Genomic DNA, 22,445 nt, shown 5'->3' on the forward strand with positions numbered 1-22,445 from the left:
TCAGGGTCGGGCGTGATGTCGGGGTTAAAGGCTTGCAGGGCCTCGTAGAATTTCTGAACAAGCTGGGACCTGCGCGCGTCGCCGCCATGGGGGCGGTGACCCTTGCGCTGGTGGGGTTCTTCGCCTTCGTGATCATGCGGGTCACCCAGCCCACGATGGGAGTCCTGTACGCCGACCTGAGCGTCGAGGATTCCAGCGCGATCACCAAGGATCTCGACCAGCGCGCGATCAAATACGAGCTGCGCGAGGACGGGCGGGCGATCTCGGTCGCCAAGGCCGACATCCCCAAGCTGCGCATGGAGCTCGCCAGCAAGGGCGTGCCGGCCGGCGGCAGCGTCGGATACGAGATTTTCGACAAGGGCGACGCCTTCTCGTCGACGAGCTTCGTGCAGGGCGTGAACGCCTTGCGCGCCCTGGAGGGCGAACTCGCCCGCACCATCCGGTCGCTGTCCAAGGTCCAGTCCGCGCGCGTCCACCTGGTGATGCCCGAGCGCAAGCTGTTCGAGCGCGACCGCGAGGCCCCGAGCGCCTCCATCGCCCTGAAGGTGTCAGGCGAGCTCGACTCCGGCCAGGTCCGGGCCATCCGCCATCTCGTCGCCTCGGCCGTGGAGGGCATGAAGCCCGACCGGATCTCCATCGTGGACGAGCGCGGCCGCCTGCTCGCCGACGGCGCCAAGGGCGACGTGAACGGCTCGGCCGCGGTCGACGAGAAGCAGCAGGCCTATGAGCGGCGGCTGCGCCTGCAGGTCGAGGACATCGTGGCGAGCGTGGTCGGCCAGGGCCGCACCCGCATCCAGATCGCCGCCGACATCGACGTCAACCGCGTCCAGCAGACCTCCGAGAGCTTCGATCCCGAGAGCCGGGTCGTCCGCTCCACCCAGACCCGCAACGAGAACCAGGCCACCACGGAGTCCAAGGACGGCCAGGTCACCGTCGGCAACGAGCTGCCCGGCGCCGGCAAGGACGCCAACGGAACGCAGAAGGACGCGTCGAGCAAGTCGGAGGAGATCGTCAATTACGAGATCTCCCGCACCACCCGCACCGAGGTCGTCGAGGGCGGCCGGGTGAAGCGGCTCTCGGTCGCCGTGCTGGTGGACGGGTCCTACACGCGCAGCCCCACCGGCGAGATCTCCTACCAGCCCCGCCCCCAGGAGGAGCTCGACCGGATCGCCGCCCTGGTGCGCTCCTCGATCGGTTTCGACGGCAAACGCGGCGACCAGATCGAGGTCGTCAACCTGCGCTTCGCCGAGGCGCCTCCGGTGGCCGAGCCCGCCACCCCGACCGGCTTCATGGCGCTGCTGACCCCGACCCGCGACGACCTCATGCGCGGGCTGGAGATGACCGTCCTGTTCTTCATGGTGCTGATCGTCACGCTGGTGGTGGTGCGCCCGCTGGTGCGCACCATCATGGCGCCGCTGACGCCGCAGCTGCAGCTGGCGGACGCCGGCGCCGGCGCGTCCGGCGCGCGCGGCCCCGGCGCGCCAAACGCGCCCGCGCAGCTCGCCATCCCGGCCTTCGAGGAGACCGAGGCCGGCCGCATGCTCGACATCGCCCGCGTCCAGGGCCAGGTCCAGGCGCGCTCGGTCGAGCGCATCGGCGAGATCGTCAAGGAGAACCCCGCCGGCACCGCCACCATCCTGCGCCAGTGGATCAACGAAGAGACCAAACCGTGAGCCATTCCGTCCTGATCTTCCCCGCCTCGCGCGGCAGCCGGCCTGACCCACGCCCATGACCGCGCAGGCCCAGAAATTCGCCTTCGACGAGGATTTCGGATCCGACCGCCGCAGCCAGGGCCTGCGCCGGCAGGCCGACGTCGAGCGCCTGCAGCAGGCCGAGCAGGCCGGCTGGGAGCGGGGACGCCTCGAGGGCCGCCGCGAGGCCGAAGAGGAGGCGGCCATGCGCCTGTCGCACGCGATGGAGCAGGTCGCCGGGGCGGCGGCCGCGATCCTGTCGCGCCTCGACGACGAGACCCGCCGCTTCGAACGCGAGACGGCCGAACTCTCGCTCGTCTTCGCCCGCAAGCTCGCCGGGGACCTGATCTCCCGCGAGCCGCTGGCGCCCCTCGAGGAGGCCGCCGCCGACTGCTTCCGGCAGTTGACCGGCGCGCCCCACCTCGCCGTGCGCGTCGCGCCCGATTTCGTCGACAAGGCCAAGGCCGCGCTGGAGCGCAAGGCGCTCGAACGCGGCTTCGACGGCCGCATCGTGGTCCTCGGCGAGGACGGCGTGCCGCATGGCGACTTCACCATCGAATGGGCCGATGGCGGCGTTCGCCGCGACATCGACGCCCTGGAACGCAGCATCGCGGAAGCCATCCAGCGCCATGTCGGCGCGGCCGGCTTTCGCAGAACCTGATCGGAGCGCGCCGCGATGCCGGGACCCGACGACATCCCTCTCCCCAACCTCAAGGGCGGAGACCTCGACCTGGGCTTCGCCGACGAGGGCGGACTGCCCACCCGCGAAGAACACGTCACCGGGAAGGGCGCGGAAGACCTGGAGCACGTCTTCGACGTCCCGGTGAACGTCTCGGCCGTGCTGGGCCGCACGCGCCTGGAGGTCGGCGAGCTGATGCGGCTGGGCCCCGGCACCGTGCTGGAGCTCGACCGACGCGTCGGCGAGGCCATCGACATCTTCGTCAACGACCGGCTCGTCGCGCGCGGCGAAGTCGTTCTCGTGGAAGATCGCCTGGGCGTGACCATGACCGAAATCATCAAGGCCGACCGGTAGGAGATCAGGTCATGCGGCTTCTCATCGTCGGCGCCATGAAGGGCGCGCTCTCGCAGGCGACCAAGATCGCCATCGACCGCGGCGCCAGCGTCACCAACGCCGAAAGCGTCGACCAGGCCCTCATGGTGATGCGCGCCAAGGGCGCGGACCTCGTCATCATCGACGTCTCGCTCTCGGTGCGCGACCTCGTCGCCGCCTTCGAGGCGGAGCGGATCCGCACGCCGGTGGCGGCCTGCGGCACCGGCACGGACGCCCGCGCGGCCGTCGCCGCCATCCAGGCGGGCGCGCGCGAATACATCCCCCTGCCGCCCGATCCGGAGATGATCGCGGCCGTGCTGGAGGCGGTTTCGCGCGACACGCGCGCGCTCGTCTTCCGCGATGACGCCATGCAGCGCGTCGTCAGGCTCGCCGACCAGATCGCCCGGTCCGAGGCCTCCATCCTGATCACGGGCGAGAGCGGCGTCGGCAAGGAGGTCATCGCCCGCTACGTGCACAGCCGCTCCAACCGCCGCGACAAGCCGTTCATCTCCGTCAACTGCGCCGCGATCCCGGACGCCCTGCTGGAATCCGAGCTGTTCGGCCACGAGAAGGGCGCCTTCACGGGCGCGGTGGCGCGCCGCATCGGCAAGTTCGAGGAGGCGACCGGCGGCACGCTGCTGCTGGACGAGATCTCCGAGATGGAGGTGCGGCTGCAGGCCAAGCTGCTGCGCGCCATCCAGGAGCGCGTGATCGACCGCGTCGGCGGCGGCAAGCCGGTGCCGGTCGACATCCGGATCGTGGCGACGTCCAACCGCAACCTCGCCGACGAGGTCCGCAAGGGGACCTTCCGCGAGGATCTGCTCTACCGGCTTAACGTCGTCAATCTCAGGATCCCGGCCCTGCGCGAGCGCACGCAGGACATTCTGGAGCTCGCCAACCACTTCGTCCGCAAATACGCCGACGTGAACGGCGTGCCGGTGCGCTCCCTGTCGCCGGACGCCAAGCGCGCCCTGCTGGCCAATCCCTGGCGCGGCAATGTCCGCGAGCTGGAGAACACCCTTCACCGCGCCGTGCTGCTGGCGACCGGCGACGAGATCGGCGCCGACGCCATCCTGACGCCCGAGGGCGAGGCCTACGGTCACGCCCCCCGCGACCCCGCCGCCCGCGCGCTGGAGACCGCCGAGGCCACCGCCCGCGCGCTCGTCGGCCGCACGGTGGCGGACGTGGAGCGCGAGCTGATCCTCGACACCCTCGACCACTGCCTCGGCAACCGCACCCATGCGGCCAAGATCCTGGGCATCAGCATCCGCACGCTGCGCAACAAGCTGAACGAGTACACCGCCGAGGGCATCCCGGTCGCAGCCCCCGGAGAGGCGCGCGCCGCCGGGCTCTGAGCGGCGACGGATCACATTGCGGAGAGGAGGGGCGCGCCTCAACGCGCCGTTAGGGAGGGCTGCGCCACGGTCGGCGACCTGGCGCGGAGCTACCCATGTCCCTGACCATCGTCAACGGCTATGCCTGCACGGATTGCGCCGACATCGCCAAGGCCAAGCGCGGCGAGGATCCGAACGCCAAGGATCCCGCCGCAACGGGCGCGCAGGCCAAGGACACCCAGTTCAAGGACGCCCAGGCCAAGGACGCGTCCGGAGCGCGACGGGACCCCGCCGTCACGCTGGGCGGCTCGCTGGCGCGCGCCGACGCGTCCCCGGCGGGGAACGAGCGTCCCGCCCCGCCCCGCACGGGCGCGCTCGTCGACGTCTCGGCCTAAGCTGGCTCACCCCACGCGGGTCGCGGCCAGCCGCTTCTCGTCGGGCGCGTAGCCGAGGCCGGGCGCGTCGCTCATCACGATCCAACCGTCCGCGTCCACCCTGAGGGGCTCGGCCATCATGTAGTCCCGCCGGTCGACGTCCCATTCGGGCGGGTCGAACGGATATTCCAGGAAGACGCCCTCGGTGAGCCCGCACACCAGGTGGGCGTTGGCCGTCACCCCCATGCCGTTGGTCCAGGTGTGCGGCGTGAACACGAGGTTCGCGGCCTGCGCCATGGCGGCGATCCGGCGCAGCCCCGTGATGCCGCCCACCAGTGCGGCGTCCGGTTGCAGCACGTCGAGGCAGCCGTCCGCGATGAGGTCGCGGAACTCGTAGAGCTCGCGCGTCATCTCGCCGCCGGCGATGCGCACGCTGGTCATTTCGCGCAGGCGCCGCATGCCTTCGCGGTCGGCGCGGTGCAGCGGCTCCTCCATCCAGTACACGCCGAGCCTCTCCAGCTCGCGGGCCACCGGCAGCGCGTCCTTCAGCGACCAGGCCGGGTAGGTGTCCCACGGCATGCGCCAGCCCTGATTGCAGTCCACCATGAGCTCCAGCCGGTCGCCCACCCTCGCCCGCACGGCCTCCAGCGCCCGGATGTCCTTGCGCCAGTCGCCGCGGTGGAAGCGGATCTTCAGCGCCCGGAAGCCCTGCGCGAGATAGCCCTCGGCCGCCTCCGCCAGCGCGGCGGGATCGCGCAGCGTGCCGGACGACGCATAGGCGCGCACCCGGTCGCTCAGCCCGCCGAGCAGCTTGTAAACCGGCTGGCCCGCGATCTTGCCGGCGAGGTCCCACAACGCGAGGTCCAGCGGCCAGCAGCGGCCATAATGAAACTGGATGTTCTCCAGCACCCGGTAGTGCCGCTCGATCGCCAGCGGATCTTGCCCGACGAACAGGTGCTCGTGCCCGGCGAAGCCCACCATCAGGTCGCCCGAGCCGACCCCCGTGATCCCGGCGTCCGTGTGCACCCGCACCACCGTGGCGTCGAAGGAGGTGCGCGGTTTGGTGTCCCAGCTGGCGTGAAAGGGCGGATCGTAGTCGAGCCGGTGCTGGGTGATCTCGATGCCGGTGATCTTCATGGCGTCCTCAGCTCTGGCTCAGCACGGCGGCCGCGAAGGCCTCGAGGTCGGCGTCCGTCGCGGCGCGGCGGTTGGACAGGCGCATGGCCTCGTTCTCGGGCCGGCGCATCTGCGCCGCGAGCCGGGCCGGCGTGACGCCCTCGAACTCCGACGCCAGCGAGATCGCCACGCCCGTCGCCCGCATCAGGCGCTCGAAGGCGGCCGGGACCCGGCGGGCCTCGGCCGGCTCGCCCATGGCGGCGGCCACGGCTGCGAAGGGGCCGTCGTCCTCGGCCACGTTCCAGGCCAGCGTCGCCAGCATGGCGCAGCCCACGGCCCGGCCATGATGGATGGGCCGCAGCGATCCCAGCGCGTGGCCGATATTGTGCCCGATCGCCGTCCCGGCGTTGTCGATGGCGACGCCCCCCAGCGCCGCCGCGAGCTGCATGGCGGCCCGCGCCTTCAGGTCGCCGGGATGCGCCACCGCCCGCTCCAGATGGGCGGCGGCGAGCCGGATCGCCGCATGGGCGTAGACGTCGTTGGCCGGGTTGGCGTTGCGGTTCGTGCTGGCCTCCATGGCGTGCACCAGCGCGTCGAGGCCCGTGGCCGCCGTGAGATGCGGCGGCAGGCCGACCGTGAGCGCCGGGTCCAGGATCACCCGCTCGGCCTTCAGCTCGTCGCCCCAGAACCACTGCTTGGAGCCGTCGGGGCCGGTCACGATGGACACCCGCGTGGTCTCCGAGCCTGTGCCGGAGGTGGTGGGGACGCAAATCTTGGGCAGGCCGGCCTGCGGCAGGGGCGCGGCGCAGAGCGCATAGGCCATGGCCGGCGCCGACGCCCCCGCGATGGCGGCGATCAGCTTGCCGGCGTCCATGGCGGAGCCGCCGCCCAGCGCCACGACCGCGCGGGCGCCCGCCTCCCGCGCCAGCTGCGCGCCGGCGTCGACCTGGGCGGCCTTGGGATCGCTCTGGACGCCGTCGAACAGCACGGGCTCCAGCCCCGCGGCCCGCAACGCCCCCAGGGCCTCGTCCACCATGCCGGAGGCCTTCAGCCCGGGGTCGGCGACCAGCAGCACGACCGCGCCGGGGCCAGCCAGGGCGGCGGCCTCCGGGCCGATCCGCGCCAGCGCGCCCTCCCCCTGGATCATCGTCGGAATGCGGTCGAGCGTCGCGATCATCGAAATCCCCTTCGCCGCGCCCCGGCGGCGGCCAAAGCCTAGCTTGCGCTGGCGCGGCTGCAAGCCGTCATGCCCGCGGCGCGCCCCAGCATTCCGCCGTCACGGTGGCGGCCACGAGCCCGCGGTCGCCCTCCATGCCGGGCAGGTCGACGCGGTCGACATGCACGTCGATGTCCGCCCCTCCGCCCCCCATCGCGACCGCCCGGGCGCGAGCCATCTCGACGGCGATCTCCCGCGCCCGCGCCAGCGCCTCGGCGGGATCGCCCATCGGAATGGGCTCGCCCTCGGCATGAATGCGATAGGCGCCGACGCCCGATGACGAGATGTCCACCACGGCCTGCGCCTTCACGACGCCCACGGCCGCCCCCACCGCGTTGGCGACGTCGCCATGCTCGGGCAGCACGACCTCGCTCCGCAGCCGACGGCCGACCTCCGGGTAGAACACCGGCGCGGGCCCGCCCACCGCCACCACCGGAGCGACAGGCCCGATCGCGACCCGCAGGTTGCGCCAGCGCCCCTGCCCGCTCGTGGTGGCGTCCACCAGCCCGGCGGCGTCGCCCTCCAGCGGCTCGCCGGCGAGCGCCTCGATCACCACCCGGGCGGACTTCGCCGCCATGGCGTCGAACACCTCCCGGGCGAAGCGCCTCGCGGCCGCGTCGGCCTCGGCCGGGCCGAGCGGCCCCGCCATGCGCAGCCGCCGCTCCAGCACCAGCGCGCCGAGCCGCGCGCCCTCGGCCGACCACTGGCCCTGCAATCCCAGCACATGCGCGGCGTCGCTCGGCGTGAACCCCGCCGCCGCGACCTGGCCGGCGCCGACCAGCCGCGCGAGCGCCTTTTGCTGCAGCGGACCGTGGATGACGTCGCCCATCGGGCGCGGCCCGTCGGCGATCGCCGCCAGGATGTCGCGCTCGCGCCCGGCCGCCGCCTGCGTGTCCGCGCCGGCGCGGCCGAACGGCCGCAGCAGGAACTTGCCCGCATAAGGCGCGCCTTCAGGATCGTTGAGCTGCGCCTGGAGCCGGCGCAGCACGTCCGGATGCCGGTGCGCCAGCAGCGACAGGGGCACGACCTTGCCGGTCGACAGCCCCACCCGGTTGCGGGCGTCCACCAGCACCTCGCTGTCGCCGCCCAGCCCAAAGGTCCGCATCGCGATGGCGCGGACCAGCGTGCGCCGCCCGCCGACCTGCGCGCCCTCGCGGTCGAGCTTGGGCCAGCCATTCTCCAGCACGGCCACGTCCGTGGTGGTGCCGCCCACGTCCGAGATCACGAAGTCCGACAGGCCGGACAGGAACTTCGCCCCGATCACGCTGGCGGCCGGCCCGGACAGGATCGTCTCGATCGGCCGCAGCGCCACGGCCTCGGCCGAGGCCAGCGTGCCGTCGCCCTTCACCACCATCAGCGGCGCCGCGATGCCGTGCCGCGCCATGGCGGCCCGCACGGCCCCGATCAGCGCCGTGATCGCCCCGATGATGCGCGCGTTCAGCGCCGCCGTAAGGGCTCGCCGCGGCGCGTCCAGCGCATGCGCGAGTTCGCTGGACAGCGTCGCCGGGCGGCCGGTGAGCCGCTCCACGATGTCGCGCGCCCGCCGCTCATGGGCGGGATTGCGCACCGACCAGTGCGACGCCACCGCGTAGGCGCCGACGCCGCCCGCCGTCTCCTGGAGGAAAGCTTCCAACGCCGGGACGTCCAGCGGCGCGGCTTCCGCGCCGCCATGGTCATGCCCGCCCGCGAAGCGGCCGATCCGCGTGCCCGGCAACGCTGTGGCGATCTCGGTGCGCGCCGCCATGGCGTCGTCGAAGCCGATCAGGAGGGCGGCGACCGGCGAGCCGTGCCCCTCCACGATCGCGTTGGTGGCCAGCGTAGTGGAGAGCGACACAAGGGCGACATCCGCCCCGGTCAGCCCGCCCGGCCGGCCCTCGCCGGCCTCCGCCAGCACCCGGTCCAGCGCCTCCCCGACCCCGATGGCGAGGTCGCCCTTGGTGGTGAGCGCCTTGGCCTTGGCCAGCACCCGCCGCGCGCCGGCGTCCACCACCACGGCGTCCGTGTAGGTGCCTCCGGTGTCGATCCCGACCACGAGGCGGGTCAAGGCGTCCGCCTCGTCATCGCCTCACGGCCGATGGGTCCCCCTCCGCCGTCATCCCCGGCCGCAGCCGCGACGCGGCGGAGGGGAAGGGGATCCAGGAGACGGGGCCCCAAGCCGATCCGCCGTGGCGGCGACCCCTGGATCCCCTTCCCGCGCCTTCGGCGCGCCGGGGATGACGGCGAAAAAGGAGAGCTCATGATGGCGAGAGTCACGCCCGCAAGCGCTCGTTCTGCGGGTCGAACGGGCTCTCCTCCACCACCGTGCAGCGGCGTTTTTCGCCCAGGATGGTGATCTCCAGCTCCTGGCCGATCTCGCCGAGATCCGGCCGCACCATGCCGAGCGCCAGCGACTTGCCGCAGCGCCAGCCATAGCCGCCCGAGGTGGAGCGGCCGATCAGCTCGCCGTCGAGCCAGAGCGGCTCCGACCCGCGCGCATCGGCGTCCGTCACGCCGTGCACCTCCAGGGTGACGAAGCGGTTCTTGAACCCGCGCTCGCGCCACGCCACCAGGGCGTCGCGGCCGATGAACGCGCCCTTGTTGGGATGCACGAAACGGTCGAGCCCGGATTCCAGCGCCGAATACTCGATGGAGAGCTCGCGCGGGATCAGCCGGTAGCTCTTCTCCAGCCGCAGGCTGTCCATGGCCTTGATGCCGAAGGGCCGGATGCCGAAAGGCTTCCCGGCCTCCATCAGCCTGTCGAAGATGGAGTTCTGCATCTCGATCGGGTGATGCAACTCGAAGCCGAGCTCGCCCACGAAGTTGACGCGCAGCGCCCGCGCCGACGCCGCCCCCACCGAGATCGTCTGGCCCGACAACCACGGGAACGCGCCGTTCGACAGGTCCGTATCCGTGAGCGTCTGCAGCACCTCGCGCGAGCGCGGCCCGGCCAGCACCAGCACGCCGTACTGCGTCGTCACCTTCTGCAGGTCGACCGAGCCGTCGCGCGGCCGCAGCTTCTGCAGATAGTCCCAGTCGTGCCGCTCATACGCGCCGGCGCCGACGAGGTAGAAGCTCTGCGGCCCGTCGCGGAACACCGTGAACTCGCACCGCACGCCGCCGTTCTGCGACAGCAGATGCGTCAGCGCCATGCGGCCAACCTTCTTGGGAATGCGATTGGCCAGGATGGAGTCGAGCCACGCCTCCGCGCCGGGGCCGCTCACCACGTATTTGGCGAAGGCCGACATGTCCTGCAGGCCGACATTCTCGGTGACGTTGCGGCATTCCTCGCCGACGAACGGGAAGTAGTTGGAGCGGCGGAAGCTCCAGCGCTCCTTCACCTTGCCGTCGCCCGTCGCCGGCGCGTGGTTCTCGTTGGTGAGCACGTCGTCGACGTTGAGCTCTTCCGCCGGGACCTCGTAGCCGGGGGGCGCAAACCAGCCCGGCCGCTCCCAGCCATACACGGAGCCGAACACGGCCCCGAGCGCCTTCATGCGGTCGTAGCAGGGCGTCTGGCGCAGAGGCCGCGCGGCGGCGCGCTCCTCGTCCGGGTAGTGGGTGGTGAAGACGTTGGCGTAGGCCTCCTCGTTCTTGGCGCGCAGGTAGCCGCGCGACGCGTAGGGGCCGAAGCGGCGCGGGTCAACGCCCATCATGTCGATCGTCGGCTCGCCGTCCACGATCCACTCGGCGAGCTGCCAGCCGGCGCCGCCGGCCGCCGTGACGCCAAAGGAATGGCCCTCGTTGAGCCAGAAATTCTTCAGCCCCCAGGCCGGCCCGATGATCGGGCTGCCGTCTGGCGTATACGCGATGGCGCCGTTATAGACCTTCTTGATGCCGACCTCGCCGAAGGCCGGCACGCGCGTGATGGCGGTCTCGATGTGCGGCGCCAGCCGGTCGAGGTCTTCCTGGAACAGCTCGTACTCGCTTTGCGCATCCGGGCCGTCCACGTAGCAGCATGGCGCCCCGGTCTCGTAGGGGCCCAGCAGCAGCCCGCCGGCCTCCTCGCGCATGTACCAGGAGCTGTCGCTCTCGCGCAGCACGCCCATCTCGGGCAGGCCGTTGCGCTTGCGCTCCTGGATGGCCGGATGCGGCTCGGTGACGATGTACTGGTGCTCCACCGGGATCACCGGCACGTCGAGGCCTACCATCTGGCCCGTCTTGCGCGCGAAGTTGCCCGTGGCCGACACCACGTGCTCGCAGGTGATGTCGCCCTTGTCGGTCTTCACCAGCCACTCGCCGGAGGGCGTCTGCTCGATGCCGAGCACGGTCGTGTAGCGGTGGATCTCGGCGCCGTGGCTGCGCGCGCCCTTGGCCAGGGCCTGCGTGAGGTCGGCCGGCTGGATGTAGCCGTCCTGCGGATGCTGGATCGCGCCCAGGATTCCGTCCGTCTCGCAGAGCGGCCAGATCTCCTTCAGCTGCGCCGGCGTCAGGACGTTGACCTCGATCCCGCCGATCGTCCGGGCGACGCCGGCGTAGTACATAAACTCGTCCCACCGCGCCTTGGTGCGGGCGAGCCGGATGTTGGATACTTGCCGGAAGCCGACATTCTGGCCGGTCTCGGCCTCAAGCGTGGCGTAGAGGCCCACCGAGTATTTGTGGATCTGCCCCACCGAGTAGCTCATGTTGAACAGGGGCAGCAGGCCGGCCGCGTGCCACGTCGAGCCCGAGGTCAGCTCCTTGCGCTCGAGGAGAACCACGTCCGACCAGCCCTTGCGGGCCAGGTGATAGAGCGTCGAGACGCCCACCACGCCGCCGCCGATCACGACCACGCGCGCGTGTGATTTCATGGTCCTGTTTCCCTCGACACCAACGATCCGGCGCGCCGGCTCCGCCGACGCCGCAGCCTCGACTGTCGAGGCCCGCCGCGCAAGCGGCTCACCGCCCCCCGACCCCGACTGTCGGATGCGCGCCATCGGGGGCAGCGCCTCGCCCGTCCCTCCCCTGCAGGGGAGGGGGGACCGCCGAAGGCGGTGGGTGGGGCGGTTGGCGTTAGGCTGCGAGGCCCCACTCGTCCGGCGCTTCGCGCCGTCCACCCTCCCCTGCAGGGGAGGGACGCAGGCGGACGCGCCGTGGCGCGTTCTCCACACGCGCCGGTCGCCGCCGGACAACTCAGCGCCGCCCCCGTGCGAGGACGCGTCGCATCGCGCGCCTAGCCTGACGCAAATCGGGCCGCATCCCCGGCGGACCGCGCGAGCACGCGAGGAACGGCATGAGCGAAGAGGTCCAGAACCCCCGCGAGGCTCGGCGCGGACGCGAGGCGCGGCGGGCCGCGCGGGCGCAGCGCTCGGCTCTGTCGATCCCCTACATCACCCGCAACCTGCCCGTGACAGAGGTGCTCTCGGCCGAGGGCCTCGAGATCATCGAGCATAACGCCGAGACCATCCTGCAGGAGGTCGGCATCGAGTTCCGCGATTATCCGCGCGCGCTGGAGCTGCTGCGCGGGGCAGGCTGCGACGTCCAGGGCGAACGCGTGCGCTTTCCCCGCGGGCTGGCCCGCAAGCTCATCGCCACCGTTCCGGCCGACTACATCCAGCACGCCCGCAACCCGGAGCGCAGCGTCCACATCGGCGGCAAGGACACCGTCTTCGCCCCCGTCTACGGCTCGCCCTTCGTGCACGACCTCGACCGCGGCCGCCGCTACGGCACCATCGAGGACTTTCAGAACTTCGTGAAGCTCGCCTATGCGAGCCCCTACATGCACCACTCAGGCGGCACCGTGTGCGAACCCGTCGACCTGCCGGTCAACAAGCGCCATCTGGAGATGGTCTACGCGCATATGCGGCTGTCGGATAAGGCCTATATGGGCTCCGTCACCCATCCGGACCGGGCGCAGGACACCGTCAACCTCTCCGCCATCCTGTTCGGCGAGGAGTTCATCCAGAACAACACGGTCTGCACCAGCCTGATCAACGCCAACTCGCCGATGGTGTGGGACAACACCATGCTGGGCGCGGCCGAGGTCTACGCCCGCAACAACCAGGCGACCATCATCACGCCCTTCATCCTCTCCGGCGCGATGAGCCCGGTGACGGTGGCCGGCACGCTGGCCCAGGTGCTGGCCGAGGTGCTGGCGGGCGTCTCCTTCGTCCAGCTCGTGCGCCCCGGCGCGCCTGCCATTTTCGGCACCTTCGTGTCGACGCTCTCCATGCAGTCCGGCGCGCCCACCTTCGGGACGCCCGAAGCCGCGCTGGCGATCTACGGGGCGGCCCAGCTGGCGCGCCGCTGCAACATGCCGTTCCGCACCGGCGGCTCTCTGTGCGCCTCCAAGGTCCCGGACGCGCAAGCCGCCTATGAGAGCGCGCAGACGCTGATCCCCACCCTCCACGCGGGCGCCAACTTCGTGCTCCACGCGGCGGGCTGGATGGAGGGCGGCCTCGCCTCCTCCTACGAAAAATTCGTCATGGATTGCGACCAGCTGGGCATGATGCACGTGCTCGCCAAGGGGATCGACCTCAGCGAGAACGGCCAGGGCATGCAGGCCTTCGGGGAGGTCGCGCCCGGCGGCCACTTCCTCGGCTGCGGCCACACCCAGGCGAATTTCGAGACGGCGTTCTACCGCTCCTCCATCGCCGACAACAACTCTGTCGAGCAGTGGGAGGCCGAAGGCCGCCTCGACGCCCCCCAGCGCGCCAATGCGCTGTGGAAGAAGATGCTGGCCGACTACGAGGCGCCCCCGATCGACCCCGGCGTCGACGAAGCCCTGCGCGAATATATCGAGCGCAAGAAGGCCTCGATGCCGGACGCGTCGCACTGAGGCGCAGCCGTCGCGGTCGGAAGAATACGCTCCGTCATCCCCGGCGGCGCGCAGCGCCGGGAAGGGGATCCAGACAAGCCGGGCGCTGCGCATGATCGGTGAGGCGGGACTGGATCCCCTTTCCCTCCGCGACGGCGTCGCTCCGGCCGGGGATGACGCGGAGGGATCGCAGCTCCCGTCATGGTTTCACGAACAGCGTCCTGCCCGCCGAAACGTCCTCCTCTTTCGCATGACAGTTTTGTGATCCACGATGCGCTCCACCGCCGCGCTCGAGGCGGTTCAGCCGATTGGAGCACCCGATGCGTTTCAGCCGTTTCGCCATTTCCGCCGCGGCCGTTTTGGCCACCACGTCGCTCGCCGCCGCGGCCGACCCCGCTTCGTGCAAGACCGTGCGCTTCTCCGACGTCGGCTGGATCGACATCACCGCCACCACGGCCGCGACTTCGCTGGTGCTGCAGGGCCTCGGCTACACGGCCAAGACCGACGTGCTCGCCGTGCCGGTCACCTACACGTCCATGAAGAACAAGAACATCGACGTGTTCCTGGGCAACTGGATGCCCACCATGGAGGCGGACCGGAAGCCCTACGTGGACGACAAGTCGGTGGACGTGGTCGGCGTCAACCTGGAAGGCGCCAAGTACACGCTCGCGGTGCCGGCCTACACCTACGAGGCCGGGCTGAAGACCTTCGCGGACATCGCCAAGTTCCAGACGCAGCTCGCCGGCAAGGTCTACGGCATCGAGCCGGGCAACGACGGCAACCGGCTGATCCTCGACATGATCAAGGACAACAAGTTCGACGTGAAGGGCTTCGAGCTCGTCGAGTCCAGCGAGCAGGGCATGCTCGCCCAGGTGGAGCGCGCCACCCGCCGCAAGGAGCCCATCCTGTTTCTCGGCTGGGAGCCCCACCCGATGAACACCAAGTACCAGATCAAGTACCTGGCGGGCGGCGACGACATCTTCGGCCCGGACCTCGGCGGCGCAACGATCTACACCAACACCCGCGCCGGCTACACGACCGAGTGCCCCAATGTCGGCCAGCTGCTCAAGAACCTGAAGTTCACGCTGCAGATGGAGAACGAGATCATGGGCTCGATCCTGTTCGACAAGCAGGAGGCCGACAAGGCCGCGGGCGACTGGCTGAAGGCCAACCCGGCCGTGCTCGAAGGCTGGCTGAAAGGCGTGACGACCTTCGACGGCAAGCCCGGCCTCCCGGCCGTGAAGACCGCGCTCGGCGTCAAGTGACGGCGAAGCCGTCATCCCCGGCGGCCTGCATGGCAGGCCGGGAAGGGGATCCAGGGTCGGTGTGACGGACGCTGCTCTGGATCCCCGTCCCGCGCCTTCGGCGGGCCGGGGATGACGGCGCCGAGGGAGGGGCAGGCGATGGAGAGCTGGTTCACCGGGGCGGGCAGGAAGATCCCGCTCGGCGCCTGGATGAAGGCGGCCGTGGACGCGCTGAACGACCACGCCCAGGCGGTGTTCGACGCCATCTCGTTCGGCCTTGGCGCGGTGATCATGGCGTTCACGGCGACGCTGCTCTGGTTTCCGCCCGTGGTCCTGATCCTGGCCTTCGCCGGCATGGCCTACGCCCTGCATCGGTCCTGGGGGCTCAGCCTCTTCATCGCTCTGGCCTTCGCGCTGATCGTGAACCTGGGCTACTGGAAGCCCACCATGGAGACGCTCTCCCTGGTGCTCTTCGCCACGCTGACCTGCGTCGCGATCGGCGTGCCGATCGGCATCGCGGCGGCCCACCGGGCCTGGCTCTACACGGCCCTGAGGCCTGTCCTCGACCTGATGCAGACGATCCCCACCTTCGTGTACCTCATTCCGACGCTGATCCTGTTCGGCCTCGGCGTGGTGCCCGGCCTGATCTCCACCGTGATCTTCTCGGTCCCGGCCCCGATCCGCCTGACCTATCTGGGCGTCTCCTCGGTTCCGAGGCCGCTCATCGAGGCGGGCGAATCCTTCGGGGCCACCCGGCGCCAGCTGCTCTGGAAGGTGGAGCTGCCTTACGCCCTGCCCACCATCATGGCCGGGATCACCCAGTGCATCATGCTCAGCCTGTCCATGGTGGTCATCGCCGCGCTGGTCGGCGCCGACGGCCTGGGCAAGCCCGTCGTGCGGGCTCTGAACTCGGTCAATGTCGCCATGGGCTTCGAGGCGGGCCTCGCCATCGTGATCCTCGCCATCGTGCTCGACCGCGTGTTCAAGCAGCCCGAACGCCGACGGGGGAGCTGAGCCATGGACGGGGGCGCCGCCGCCATCGCGTTCCGCAACGTCGACATCGTCTTCGGCGAGCGCCCGAAGGAGGCGCTGCGCCTTCTCGACGAAGGGAAGTCGCGCGCCGAGATCCAGGCCGCGACCGGCCAGGTGCTCGGCGTGGCGGGCGCCAGCCTGACCGTGCGGGAGGGCGAGATCTGCGTGCTGATGGGCCTCTCGGGCTCCGGCAAGTCGACGCTGCTGCGCGCCGTCAACGGGCTCAACCGGGTGAGCCGCGGCGAGGTGCTGGTTCGCCATGGCGGCCGGATGGTGGACGTCGCGACGGCCGACCCGCAGACGCTGCGCGCCGTGCGCATGAAGAGCGTCGCCATGGTGTTCCAGCAATTCGCCCTGCTGCCCTGGCGCACCGTGGCGGAGAATGTCGGCTTCGGCCTCGAACTGCGCGGCGTCCCCCGGGCCGAGCGCGAGCGCATCGTCGCCGACAAGCTCCGGATGGTGGCGCTCGACGGCTGGGCCGACCGCTACGCCAACGAACTCTCCGGCGGCATGCAGCAGCGAGTGGGGCTGGCCCGCGCCTTCGCGACCGACGCCGACATCCTGCTCATGGACGAGCCCTTCTCGGCGCTCGACCCGCTGATCCGCGCCAAGCTGCAGGACGAGCTGCTGGACCTGCAGCGCAATCTCAGGAAGACGATCCTGTTCGTCAGCCACGACCTCGACGAGGCGCTCAAAATCGGCCAGCACATCGCCATCATGGAGGGCGGCCGAATCGTCCAGTTCGGCGCCCCCGAGGACATCGTGCTGCGCCCGGCCGACGACTACGTGCGCGAGTTCGTCGCCCATGTGAACCCGCTCAACGTGCTCACCGCCTACAACGTCATGCGCGACTCGCGCGACCTGGAGAGCGCCGGGGAGGGCTGGGTCTGGCTGGACCGCCGCCGGACCACGCGGTTCCTGGTCGACGCCGGCCGCAAGGTGACCGCGTGCGAGCGCGACGGCGCCCCCGCCCAGTGGCAGGACTGCGACGACGTCCCCGAAACCTCTCCGAGCGGCGCGCCCTTGGCCTTCTGGGCCCGCCACGACGCTCCCTTGCGCACCGTGATGCTCGCGATGCAGCGCAACGCCGCCCCGGTCGCTGTCTTCGACGCCCAGGACCGATTCATCGGCGCCATCGGCGTCCGCGACGCGCTCCGCGCCGTCCTGCGCCGGAGCGAGGCCTGACGCCGACGAGGCGCCGCTCCCGGTCGGCGCCCTCCCCTGGACGAAGAGGAGGGTCGGCGAATTTGACAATTTAGAAAAATAATCCTATATCGCTTCGGCCCGGATGCGGGCGGGGCCGGCGCCGGCCTTCATCGCATCCGCCACGAGCTTTTCGGTTTCGCGCCCGCGCCGCCACCGGCGATGCGGGCCGGAGCGGTCGGGCTCTCGCGCGCCGAGGCGTCATGCCTCCTGCGGCGGACGCAGTCTCGTCCGCATCCCCCCGCGGCCTCCTCGGCCGCCCCCCACCGGAGCGGGGTCAAGCCCGGTCCCGGACGACGCAGGGTGACGGTCGTTCCTCGCGAAGCAGGGTCAGGCTTCGCTCCCGCGGAAGGGGAGACCTCCGCTCCGAGCCGCGTCCGGGCGATGCGCGGCCCGACCCGCCGCGGGACGGCGGGGGAGATGCGCCAGCCTGAGGCGCCGCGCGCGAGAGCCGCCGATCGCCCACCCCCGCGCCCGCAGGCGACGGGGCGCGCGGCGCGTCCTCACCGTTGCCGCGTCCGCCAGTCCGGCGCTTCGTAGACGGGCGCATTCGAAGCCGGCAACGGGTCGAGCCCGCGAATGATGTCGGACGCCTTCTCGCCCAGCATGATGGCGGGCGCGTTCAGGTTGCCGGTCGTGATGGTCGGGAACACCGAGGTGTCGGCCACGCGCAGCCGCTCCATGCCGATGACGCGCAGGTCCGGGTCGACGACCGCCATCGGGTCGTCGGGCCGCCCCATCCGGCACGCGCCGCAGGGGTGATAGGCGCTCTCCACCTTGTCGCGGATGAACGCGTCGATGGCCTCGTCCGAGGTGACGTCGGCGCCGGGCTGGATCTCCTCGCCGCGATAGGGGTCGAAGGCCGCCTGGGCGAAGATCTCGCGGGTGAGGCGCACGCAGGCGCGCATCTCGGCCCAGTCGTCCGGATGGCTCATATAGTTGAACCGGATCACCGGCTTGGCGAAGGGGTCGGGCCCGCGCAGCCTGACATGGCCGCGGCTCTTGGACCGCATCGTCCCGACATGCGCCTGGAAGCCGTGCGCGCTGGCGAGGCTGCGCCCGTCATAGGTGATGGCCAGCGGCAGGAAGTGGTACTGGATGTCCGGCCAGCGCACCCCGGCGCGGCTGCGGATGAAGCCGCAGCTCTCGAAATGGTTGGTCGCCCCCAGCCCGTCCTTGAAGGCGAGCCAGCGCATGCCGATCAGCGCCTTGGAGACGAGCCCCATCGACGAATAGAGCGTGATCGGCTGCAGGCTGGCGACCTGGAAATAGAACTCCAGGTGATCCTGCAGGTTCTCGCCGACCCCCGGCAGGTCGTGGACGACCGCGACCCCGGCCTGGGTCAACTCCCGGGCGGGCCCGACGCCGGAAAGCTTCAGCAGCGCCGGCGAATTGATCGCCCCGCCCGCCAGGATCACCTCGCGGCGCGCCATCGCCCGTCGTTCCGGCCCGCCCGGCCCGCCGACCCGATACGCCACCCCGACGGCGCGCCGACCCTCGAACAGCACCCGCGTCGCCATCGCGTGCGGCGTCACGCGCAGATTGGGCCGCGCCATCGCGGGGCGCAGATAGGCGTTGGCGGCGCTCCAGCGGCGGCCCGCATGGATCGTGCGGTCCATGCGGCCGAATCCCTCCTGCCGGAAGCCGTTGACGTCATCCGTGCGGGCGTAGCCGGCCTGCTCGGCGGCTTCCACGAAGGCGCCATAGAGCGGGTTGGCCATCGGGCCGTAGCTGGTGTGGAGCGGGCCGTCGGCGCCCCGATAGGCGTCGCCGCCCTCCTCCCGGCTTTCGGCGCGCCTGAAATAAGGCAGCACGCGGCGATAGTCCCAGCCCGCAGCGCCCTGCTCGGCCCAGCCGTCGAAGTCGCATGCGTTGCCGCGCACATAGACCATGCCGTTGATCGAGGAGGATCCGCCCAGCACCCGCCCGCGCGGCACGTGCAGCACGCGCCCGCCCAGATGCGGCTCGGGCTCGCTCTCGTAGCGCCAGTCATAGCGCGGCGAGTTCATCGGGATGGACAGCGCGCTCGGCATCTGGATGACGGGCGAGCGGTCGCCGCCGCCCGCCTCCAGCACCGCCACGGTGGCGCGACCGTCCTCGCTGAGACGGTTGGCGAGCACGCAGCCGGCCGATCCCGCGCCGACGATCACATAGTCGAACGCCTCGTCCTGCGTCGGTGTCGGCATCCGCTACGACAGCCCTTCGATCTCTCCGGCGGAGTCGAGCCGGATGTGCTCGGCCGACGGCGTCCGGGGCAGGCCCGGCATGGTCATGATCTCCCCGCAGATCACCACCAGGAAGCCCGCCCCCGCCCGCAGCCGGACCTCCCGGATCGGCACCACATGCCCCGTCGGGGCGCCGCGCAGGTTCGGGTCGGTGGAGAAGGAATACTGCGTCTTCGCCACGCAGATCGGCAGATGCCCGAAGCCGGCCCCCTGCAGGTCGCGGAACTGGTTGCGCACCGCCTGGTCGGCGATGATGTCGGAGGCGCCGTAGATCTCCGTCGCGATCAGCCGCATCTTGTCCCACAAGGGGAGTTCGTCGGCGTAGAGCGGCTGGAAGCCGCGCCCGTCCAGCGGGCGGCTGGCCTCCGCCAGCTCCACCACGCGCTCGGCCAGCTCCTGCGCGCCTCGCGAGCCGTCGGCCCAGTGGCTGCACACCACGGCCTCGACGCCGAACTGGGTGCGGCAGGCGTCCTGGATCAGCCGGAGCTCCGCCTCCGTGTCGGTCCCGAACCGGTTGATGGCCACCACCGCCGGCACGCCGAACCGCCGGACATTGTGCAGGTGACGGCCCAGATTGGAGAGCCCCTTGCGGACCGCCTCGAGATTCTCCGGGCCGAGATGGTCCTTGGCCACCCCGCCATGCATCTTCAGCGCCCGCACGGTGGCCACCACCACGGCCGCGCAGGGGTTCAGGCCGGCCTTGCGGCACTTGATGTCGAAGAACTTCTCGGCCCCGAGATCCGCCCCGAAGCCGGCTTCCGTCACCACATAGTCGGCCAGCTTGAGCGCAGTGCGGGTCGCCACCACCGAATTGCAGCCATGGGCGATGTTGGCGAAAGGCCCGCCATGCACGAAGGCGGGCGTGCCCTCCAGGCTCTGCACCAGGTTGGGCTGCAGCGCGTCCTTCAGCAGCACCGTCATCGCGCCCGCCGCCTTCAGGGCCGCCGCCGTGATCGGCGCCTTGTCGCGGGTGTAGCCGACGATGATGGCGCCCAGCCGCTCTTCGAGGTCGGCGAGGTCCCGCGCCAGGCAGAACACCGCCATGACTTCGGACGCCACCGTGATGTCGAACCCGTCCTCGCGGGGATAGCCGTTGGCGACGCCGCCCAGCGAGCTGACGATCTCCCGCAGCGCCCGGTCGTTCATGTCCAGCACGCGGCGCCAGGCGATCCGGCGCGGGTCGATGCCGAGCTCGTTGCCCCAATAGACGTGGTTGTCGATGAGGGCCGCCAGCAGGTTGTTGGCGGAGGTGATGGCGTGGAAGTCGCCCGTGAAATGCAGGTTGATCTGCTCCATCGGGACGACCTGGGCGTAGCCGCCGCCGGCCGCTCCGCCCTTCATGCCGAAGCACGGCCCGAGCGAGGGCTCTCGCAGGCAGATCATGGCCTTGCGGCCGATCCGCGTCAGCGCGTCGCCCAGGCCCACCGTGGTGGTGGTCTTGCCCTCGCCGGCCGGCGTCGGGCTGATGGCGGTGACCAGGATGAGCTTGCCGTCCGGCCGGTCGCGCAGGCCCTCGATGAAGGGGAAACCCAGCTTGGCGATGGAGCGGCCATAGGGGTGGATGGCGTCCTCGGGCACGCCCAGCCCCGCCGCGACCTCGCCGATCGGCTTCAGCCTCGCCGCCCGGGCGATCTCCAGATCTGTGGCCATTCCGGCTCCCCCGCCCCGGCCGCGTCGCCCGGAGTCGCCGGGCATTCTGGACGCGGCCCGCGATCCGCCCGCGAGCCGATCCGTCCTGTTCTGGCCAGAATGCGTCAGCGCCGCCGGCCCGAAGGCTCAGTCGAGGCCCTCGGGCGAGGCGCCGCCATAGCAGGGCTTGCCGTCCGTGATCTCGTCATAGTCCGACCGGTCGTCGCAATAGATGTGGCGGGTCACCTTCAGGCCTGTCGGTGGATCGAGCGCGCCCGCCATGATGCTGGTCGCATCGGCGCCCGTGCGCCGCCAGAACAGGTTGCCGCCGCAGCGGCTGCAGAACCCGCGAGCCGCCTCCGCCGAGGATCCGTACCAGGTCAGCGTCGCGTCGGAGGTGAAGCGGATATGCTCCGTGAGCGCCTTGGTGGCCTCCACCCGGCTGCCGGTCGTCTTGCGGCACTGGCCGCAATGGCACACGACGACGTCCCTGAGCGGCCCTTCGATGGTGAAGCTCACGCCTCCACACAGGCACGAGCCCGTCGCCCGCGCCGACGTCACTGCAGGCCCCGCCGCTCATGCGAGGGAGTGCGGCCGAAATGCTCGCTGTAGCATTTGGAGAAATGCGACGCGGAGACGAACCCGCAGGCGAGCCCGATGGTCAGGATCGGCATCGAGGTCTGGCGCAGCAGGAACCGGGCCCGGTTGAGCCGCAGGCTGAGATAATATTTCGTCGGCGCCTCGCCGATATATTTGCGGAACAGCCGCTCAAGCTGGCGGGTGGACAGCCCCACCTCGTCGGCCAGCTCGGAGCAGGAGAGCGGCGTCTCCAGGCTCTTCTCCATCTCCGACACCACGGCCAGCAGCTTGGGATGGGCGACGCCCAGGCGGGCCCTCAGCTCCATGCGCTGGCGCTCATGCGCGTCGCGCTGCCGGTGGTGGATGAGCTGGTCGGTGACCTGCGCGGCGATGTCCGCGCCCTTCTGCTTGGCGATCATCGACAGCATCATGTCGATGGCGGCGGTCCCGCCCGCGCAGGTGAAGCGGTTGCGGTCGATCTCGAACAGCTCCTGGGTGACCTCCAGGTCCGAGAACTCCTCCCGGAAGCTGTCGTTGTTCTCCCAGTGAATGGTGCATCTGCGGCCGCCCAGGAGCCCCGCTTTGGCGAGCACATGCGTGCCGGTGCAGACCGCCCCGATCTGGACGCCGTAGAAGGCCAGCGTCCTCAGCTTGGCGATCAGTTCGCGATGGTCGAACCGGTGGACGTCGATTCCGGAACAGACCACGACGGCCGGCATCGGGCCCACATCCGCATAGCTGCCGTCGACCGCGACGCTGATCCCGTTGGAGGCCGTCACCGGCTTGCCGTCCGGCGAGAAGATGCGCCAGCCATACAGCATGCGTCCGGAGCAGCGGTTCGCCAGCCGCAGGGGCTCGATGGCGGACGTAAATGCGATCATCGAGAAGTCGGGCACCATCAGGAACCCGAAGGTGTGCACGCTCTCCTGCGTCCCGGCCGGCGCGACGCCGGACGGGGCTGGTGCGGGCGTCTCGCCGCCAGGCGACAGAGTTGGAGTCCGGAACATCGTGACGTTTCCCCTCAGCGACATCACGCATTCAG

Annotated in this window: 17 protein-coding genes; 9 read left to right on the forward strand and 8 right to left on the reverse strand. The window is 70.8% G+C overall.

The genetic code is table 11. The annotated features are described in order from the left end of the window. The first annotated feature begins 32 nt into the window (after nt 1–32). The 5 genes from fliF (at nt 33) to ABEG18_RS18840 (ending at nt 4,471) form a co-directional block, all read left to right on the forward strand. Nucleotides 33–1,673: a flagellar basal-body MS-ring/collar protein FliF gene (gene fliF / locus ABEG18_RS18820; RefSeq protein WP_406854578.1), complete on the forward strand. Its 1,641-nt coding sequence runs from the start codon at nt 33–35 to the stop codon at nt 1,671–1,673. A gap of 55 nt (nt 1,674–1,728) precedes the next feature. Next, nucleotides 1,729–2,352 (forward strand): hypothetical protein, encoded by a 624-nt coding sequence (locus ABEG18_RS18825; RefSeq protein ID WP_406854579.1) that lies wholly within the window; start codon nt 1,729–1,731, stop codon nt 2,350–2,352. A gap of 15 nt (nt 2,353–2,367) precedes the next feature. Then, complete coding sequence (gene fliN, locus ABEG18_RS18830; RefSeq protein ID WP_406854580.1) at nt 2,368–2,724, forward strand: flagellar motor switch protein FliN; 357 nt, start codon at nt 2,368–2,370, stop codon at nt 2,722–2,724. An 11-nt stretch (nt 2,725–2,735) separates the two neighbouring features. Beyond that, the gene (locus ABEG18_RS18835) at nt 2,736–4,097 is read left to right on the forward strand and encodes a sigma 54-interacting transcriptional regulator (protein WP_406854581.1); all 1,362 of its coding nucleotides are present in this window, start codon (nt 2,736–2,738) and stop codon (nt 4,095–4,097) included. Between the two features lie 95 nt (nt 4,098–4,192). Then, nucleotides 4,193–4,471: a hypothetical protein gene (locus ABEG18_RS18840; RefSeq protein WP_406854582.1), complete on the forward strand. Its 279-nt coding sequence runs from the start codon at nt 4,193–4,195 to the stop codon at nt 4,469–4,471. Between the two features lie 6 nt (nt 4,472–4,477). Here the strand turns inward: ABEG18_RS18840 and ABEG18_RS18845 are convergent, their stop codons facing one another. From ABEG18_RS18845 to ABEG18_RS18860, 4 genes are all read right to left on the reverse strand, one after another. Next, complete coding sequence (locus tag ABEG18_RS18845; protein ID WP_406854583.1) at nt 4,478–5,587, reverse strand: mandelate racemase/muconate lactonizing enzyme family protein; 1,110 nt, start codon at nt 5,585–5,587, stop codon at nt 4,478–4,480. A 7-nt stretch (nt 5,588–5,594) separates the two neighbouring features. After that, entirely contained in the window at nt 5,595–6,743 is a 1,149-nt protein-coding gene (locus ABEG18_RS18850) for an iron-containing alcohol dehydrogenase (RefSeq protein ID WP_406854584.1), read from the reverse strand. Nucleotides 6,744–6,810: 67 nt separating this feature from the next. Next, complete coding sequence (locus tag ABEG18_RS18855) at nt 6,811–8,826, reverse strand: hydantoinase/oxoprolinase N-terminal domain-containing protein (protein ID WP_406854585.1); 2,016 nt, start codon at nt 8,824–8,826, stop codon at nt 6,811–6,813. A 205-nt stretch (nt 8,827–9,031) separates the two neighbouring features. Continuing rightward, nucleotides 9,032–11,545, reverse strand: a complete 2,514-nt coding sequence (locus ABEG18_RS18860) for an FAD-dependent oxidoreductase (protein ID WP_406854586.1) — start codon at nt 11,543–11,545, stop codon at nt 9,032–9,034. A gap of 422 nt (nt 11,546–11,967) precedes the next feature. On the opposite strand from ABEG18_RS18860, the gene ABEG18_RS18865 reads away from it, so the two are divergent. The 4 genes from ABEG18_RS18865 (at nt 11,968) to choV (ending at nt 16,952) form a co-directional block, all read left to right on the forward strand. Continuing rightward, entirely contained in the window at nt 11,968–13,512 is a 1,545-nt protein-coding gene (locus tag ABEG18_RS18865) for a trimethylamine methyltransferase family protein (RefSeq protein ID WP_406854587.1), read from the forward strand. Nucleotides 13,513–13,811: 299 nt separating this feature from the next. Continuing rightward, a complete protein-coding gene (locus ABEG18_RS18870; RefSeq protein WP_406854588.1) occupies nt 13,812–14,756 on the forward strand; it encodes a choline ABC transporter substrate-binding protein in 945 nt (314 codons plus the stop codon). Between the two features lie 138 nt (nt 14,757–14,894). Further along, nucleotides 14,895–15,749: a choline ABC transporter permease subunit gene (choW, locus tag ABEG18_RS18875; RefSeq protein ID WP_406858646.1), complete on the forward strand. Its 855-nt coding sequence runs from the start codon at nt 14,895–14,897 to the stop codon at nt 15,747–15,749. A gap of 3 nt (nt 15,750–15,752) precedes the next feature. Beyond that, nucleotides 15,753–16,952: a choline ABC transporter ATP-binding protein gene (gene choV, locus ABEG18_RS18880; RefSeq protein ID WP_406854589.1), complete on the forward strand. Its 1,200-nt coding sequence runs from the start codon at nt 15,753–15,755 to the stop codon at nt 16,950–16,952. A 521-nt stretch (nt 16,953–17,473) separates the two neighbouring features. Here choV and betA read toward each other — a convergent pair. The 4 genes from betA to ABEG18_RS18900 form a co-directional block, all read right to left on the reverse strand. Further along, nucleotides 17,474–19,156 (reverse strand): choline dehydrogenase, encoded by a 1,683-nt coding sequence (gene betA / locus ABEG18_RS18885; RefSeq protein WP_406854590.1) that lies wholly within the window; start codon nt 19,154–19,156, stop codon nt 17,474–17,476. Between the two features lie 3 nt (nt 19,157–19,159). Further along, nucleotides 19,160–20,845, reverse strand: a complete 1,686-nt coding sequence (locus tag ABEG18_RS18890) for a formate--tetrahydrofolate ligase (protein ID WP_406854591.1) — start codon at nt 20,843–20,845, stop codon at nt 19,160–19,162. Between the two features lie 126 nt (nt 20,846–20,971). Beyond that, on the reverse strand, nt 20,972–21,343 hold the full coding sequence (locus ABEG18_RS18895) for a GFA family protein (protein WP_406854592.1): 372 nt from the start codon (nt 21,341–21,343) through the stop codon (nt 20,972–20,974). A 38-nt stretch (nt 21,344–21,381) separates the two neighbouring features. Beyond that, on the reverse strand, nt 21,382–22,410 hold the full coding sequence (locus tag ABEG18_RS18900; protein WP_406854593.1) for a GlxA family transcriptional regulator: 1,029 nt from the start codon (nt 22,408–22,410) through the stop codon (nt 21,382–21,384). Nucleotides 22,411–22,445: the final 35 nt, after the last annotated feature.

It is taken from the genome of Alsobacter sp. KACC 23698 (assembly GCF_045348435.1).
Lineage (GTDB): Bacteria > Pseudomonadota > Alphaproteobacteria > Rhizobiales > Beijerinckiaceae > Alsobacter.

Coding starts and splice junctions, on each gene's coding strand:
- ABEG18_RS18825 (WP_406854579.1), top strand. CDS start 1,729: ATGACCGCGCAGGCCCAGAAATTCGCCTTCGACGAGGATTTCGGATCC.
- fliN (WP_406854580.1), top strand. CDS start 2,368: ATGCCGGGACCCGACGACATCCCTCTCCCCAACCTCAAGGGCGGAGAC.
- ABEG18_RS18835 (WP_406854581.1), top strand. CDS start 2,736: ATGCGGCTTCTCATCGTCGGCGCCATGAAGGGCGCGCTCTCGCAGGCG.
- ABEG18_RS18840 (WP_406854582.1), top strand. CDS start 4,193: ATGTCCCTGACCATCGTCAACGGCTATGCCTGCACGGATTGCGCCGAC.
- ABEG18_RS18845 (WP_406854583.1), bottom strand. CDS start 5,587: ATGAAGATCACCGGCATCGAGATCACCCAGCACCGGCTCGACTACGAT.
- ABEG18_RS18850 (WP_406854584.1), bottom strand. CDS start 6,743: ATGATCGCGACGCTCGACCGCATTCCGACGATGATCCAGGGGGAGGGC.
- ABEG18_RS18860 (WP_406854586.1), bottom strand. CDS start 11,545: ATGAAATCACACGCGCGCGTGGTCGTGATCGGCGGCGGCGTGGTGGGC.
- ABEG18_RS18865 (WP_406854587.1), top strand. CDS start 11,968: ATGAGCGAAGAGGTCCAGAACCCCCGCGAGGCTCGGCGCGGACGCGAG.
- ABEG18_RS18870 (WP_406854588.1), top strand. CDS start 13,812: ATGCGTTTCAGCCGTTTCGCCATTTCCGCCGCGGCCGTTTTGGCCACC.
- choW (WP_406858646.1), top strand. CDS start 14,895: ATGGAGAGCTGGTTCACCGGGGCGGGCAGGAAGATCCCGCTCGGCGCC.
- choV (WP_406854589.1), top strand. CDS start 15,753: ATGGACGGGGGCGCCGCCGCCATCGCGTTCCGCAACGTCGACATCGTC.
- betA (WP_406854590.1), bottom strand. CDS start 19,156: ATGCCGACACCGACGCAGGACGAGGCGTTCGACTATGTGATCGTCGGC.
- ABEG18_RS18890 (WP_406854591.1), bottom strand. CDS start 20,845: ATGGCCACAGATCTGGAGATCGCCCGGGCGGCGAGGCTGAAGCCGATC.
- ABEG18_RS18900 (WP_406854593.1), bottom strand. CDS start 22,410: ATGTTCCGGACTCCAACTCTGTCGCCTGGCGGCGAGACGCCCGCACCA.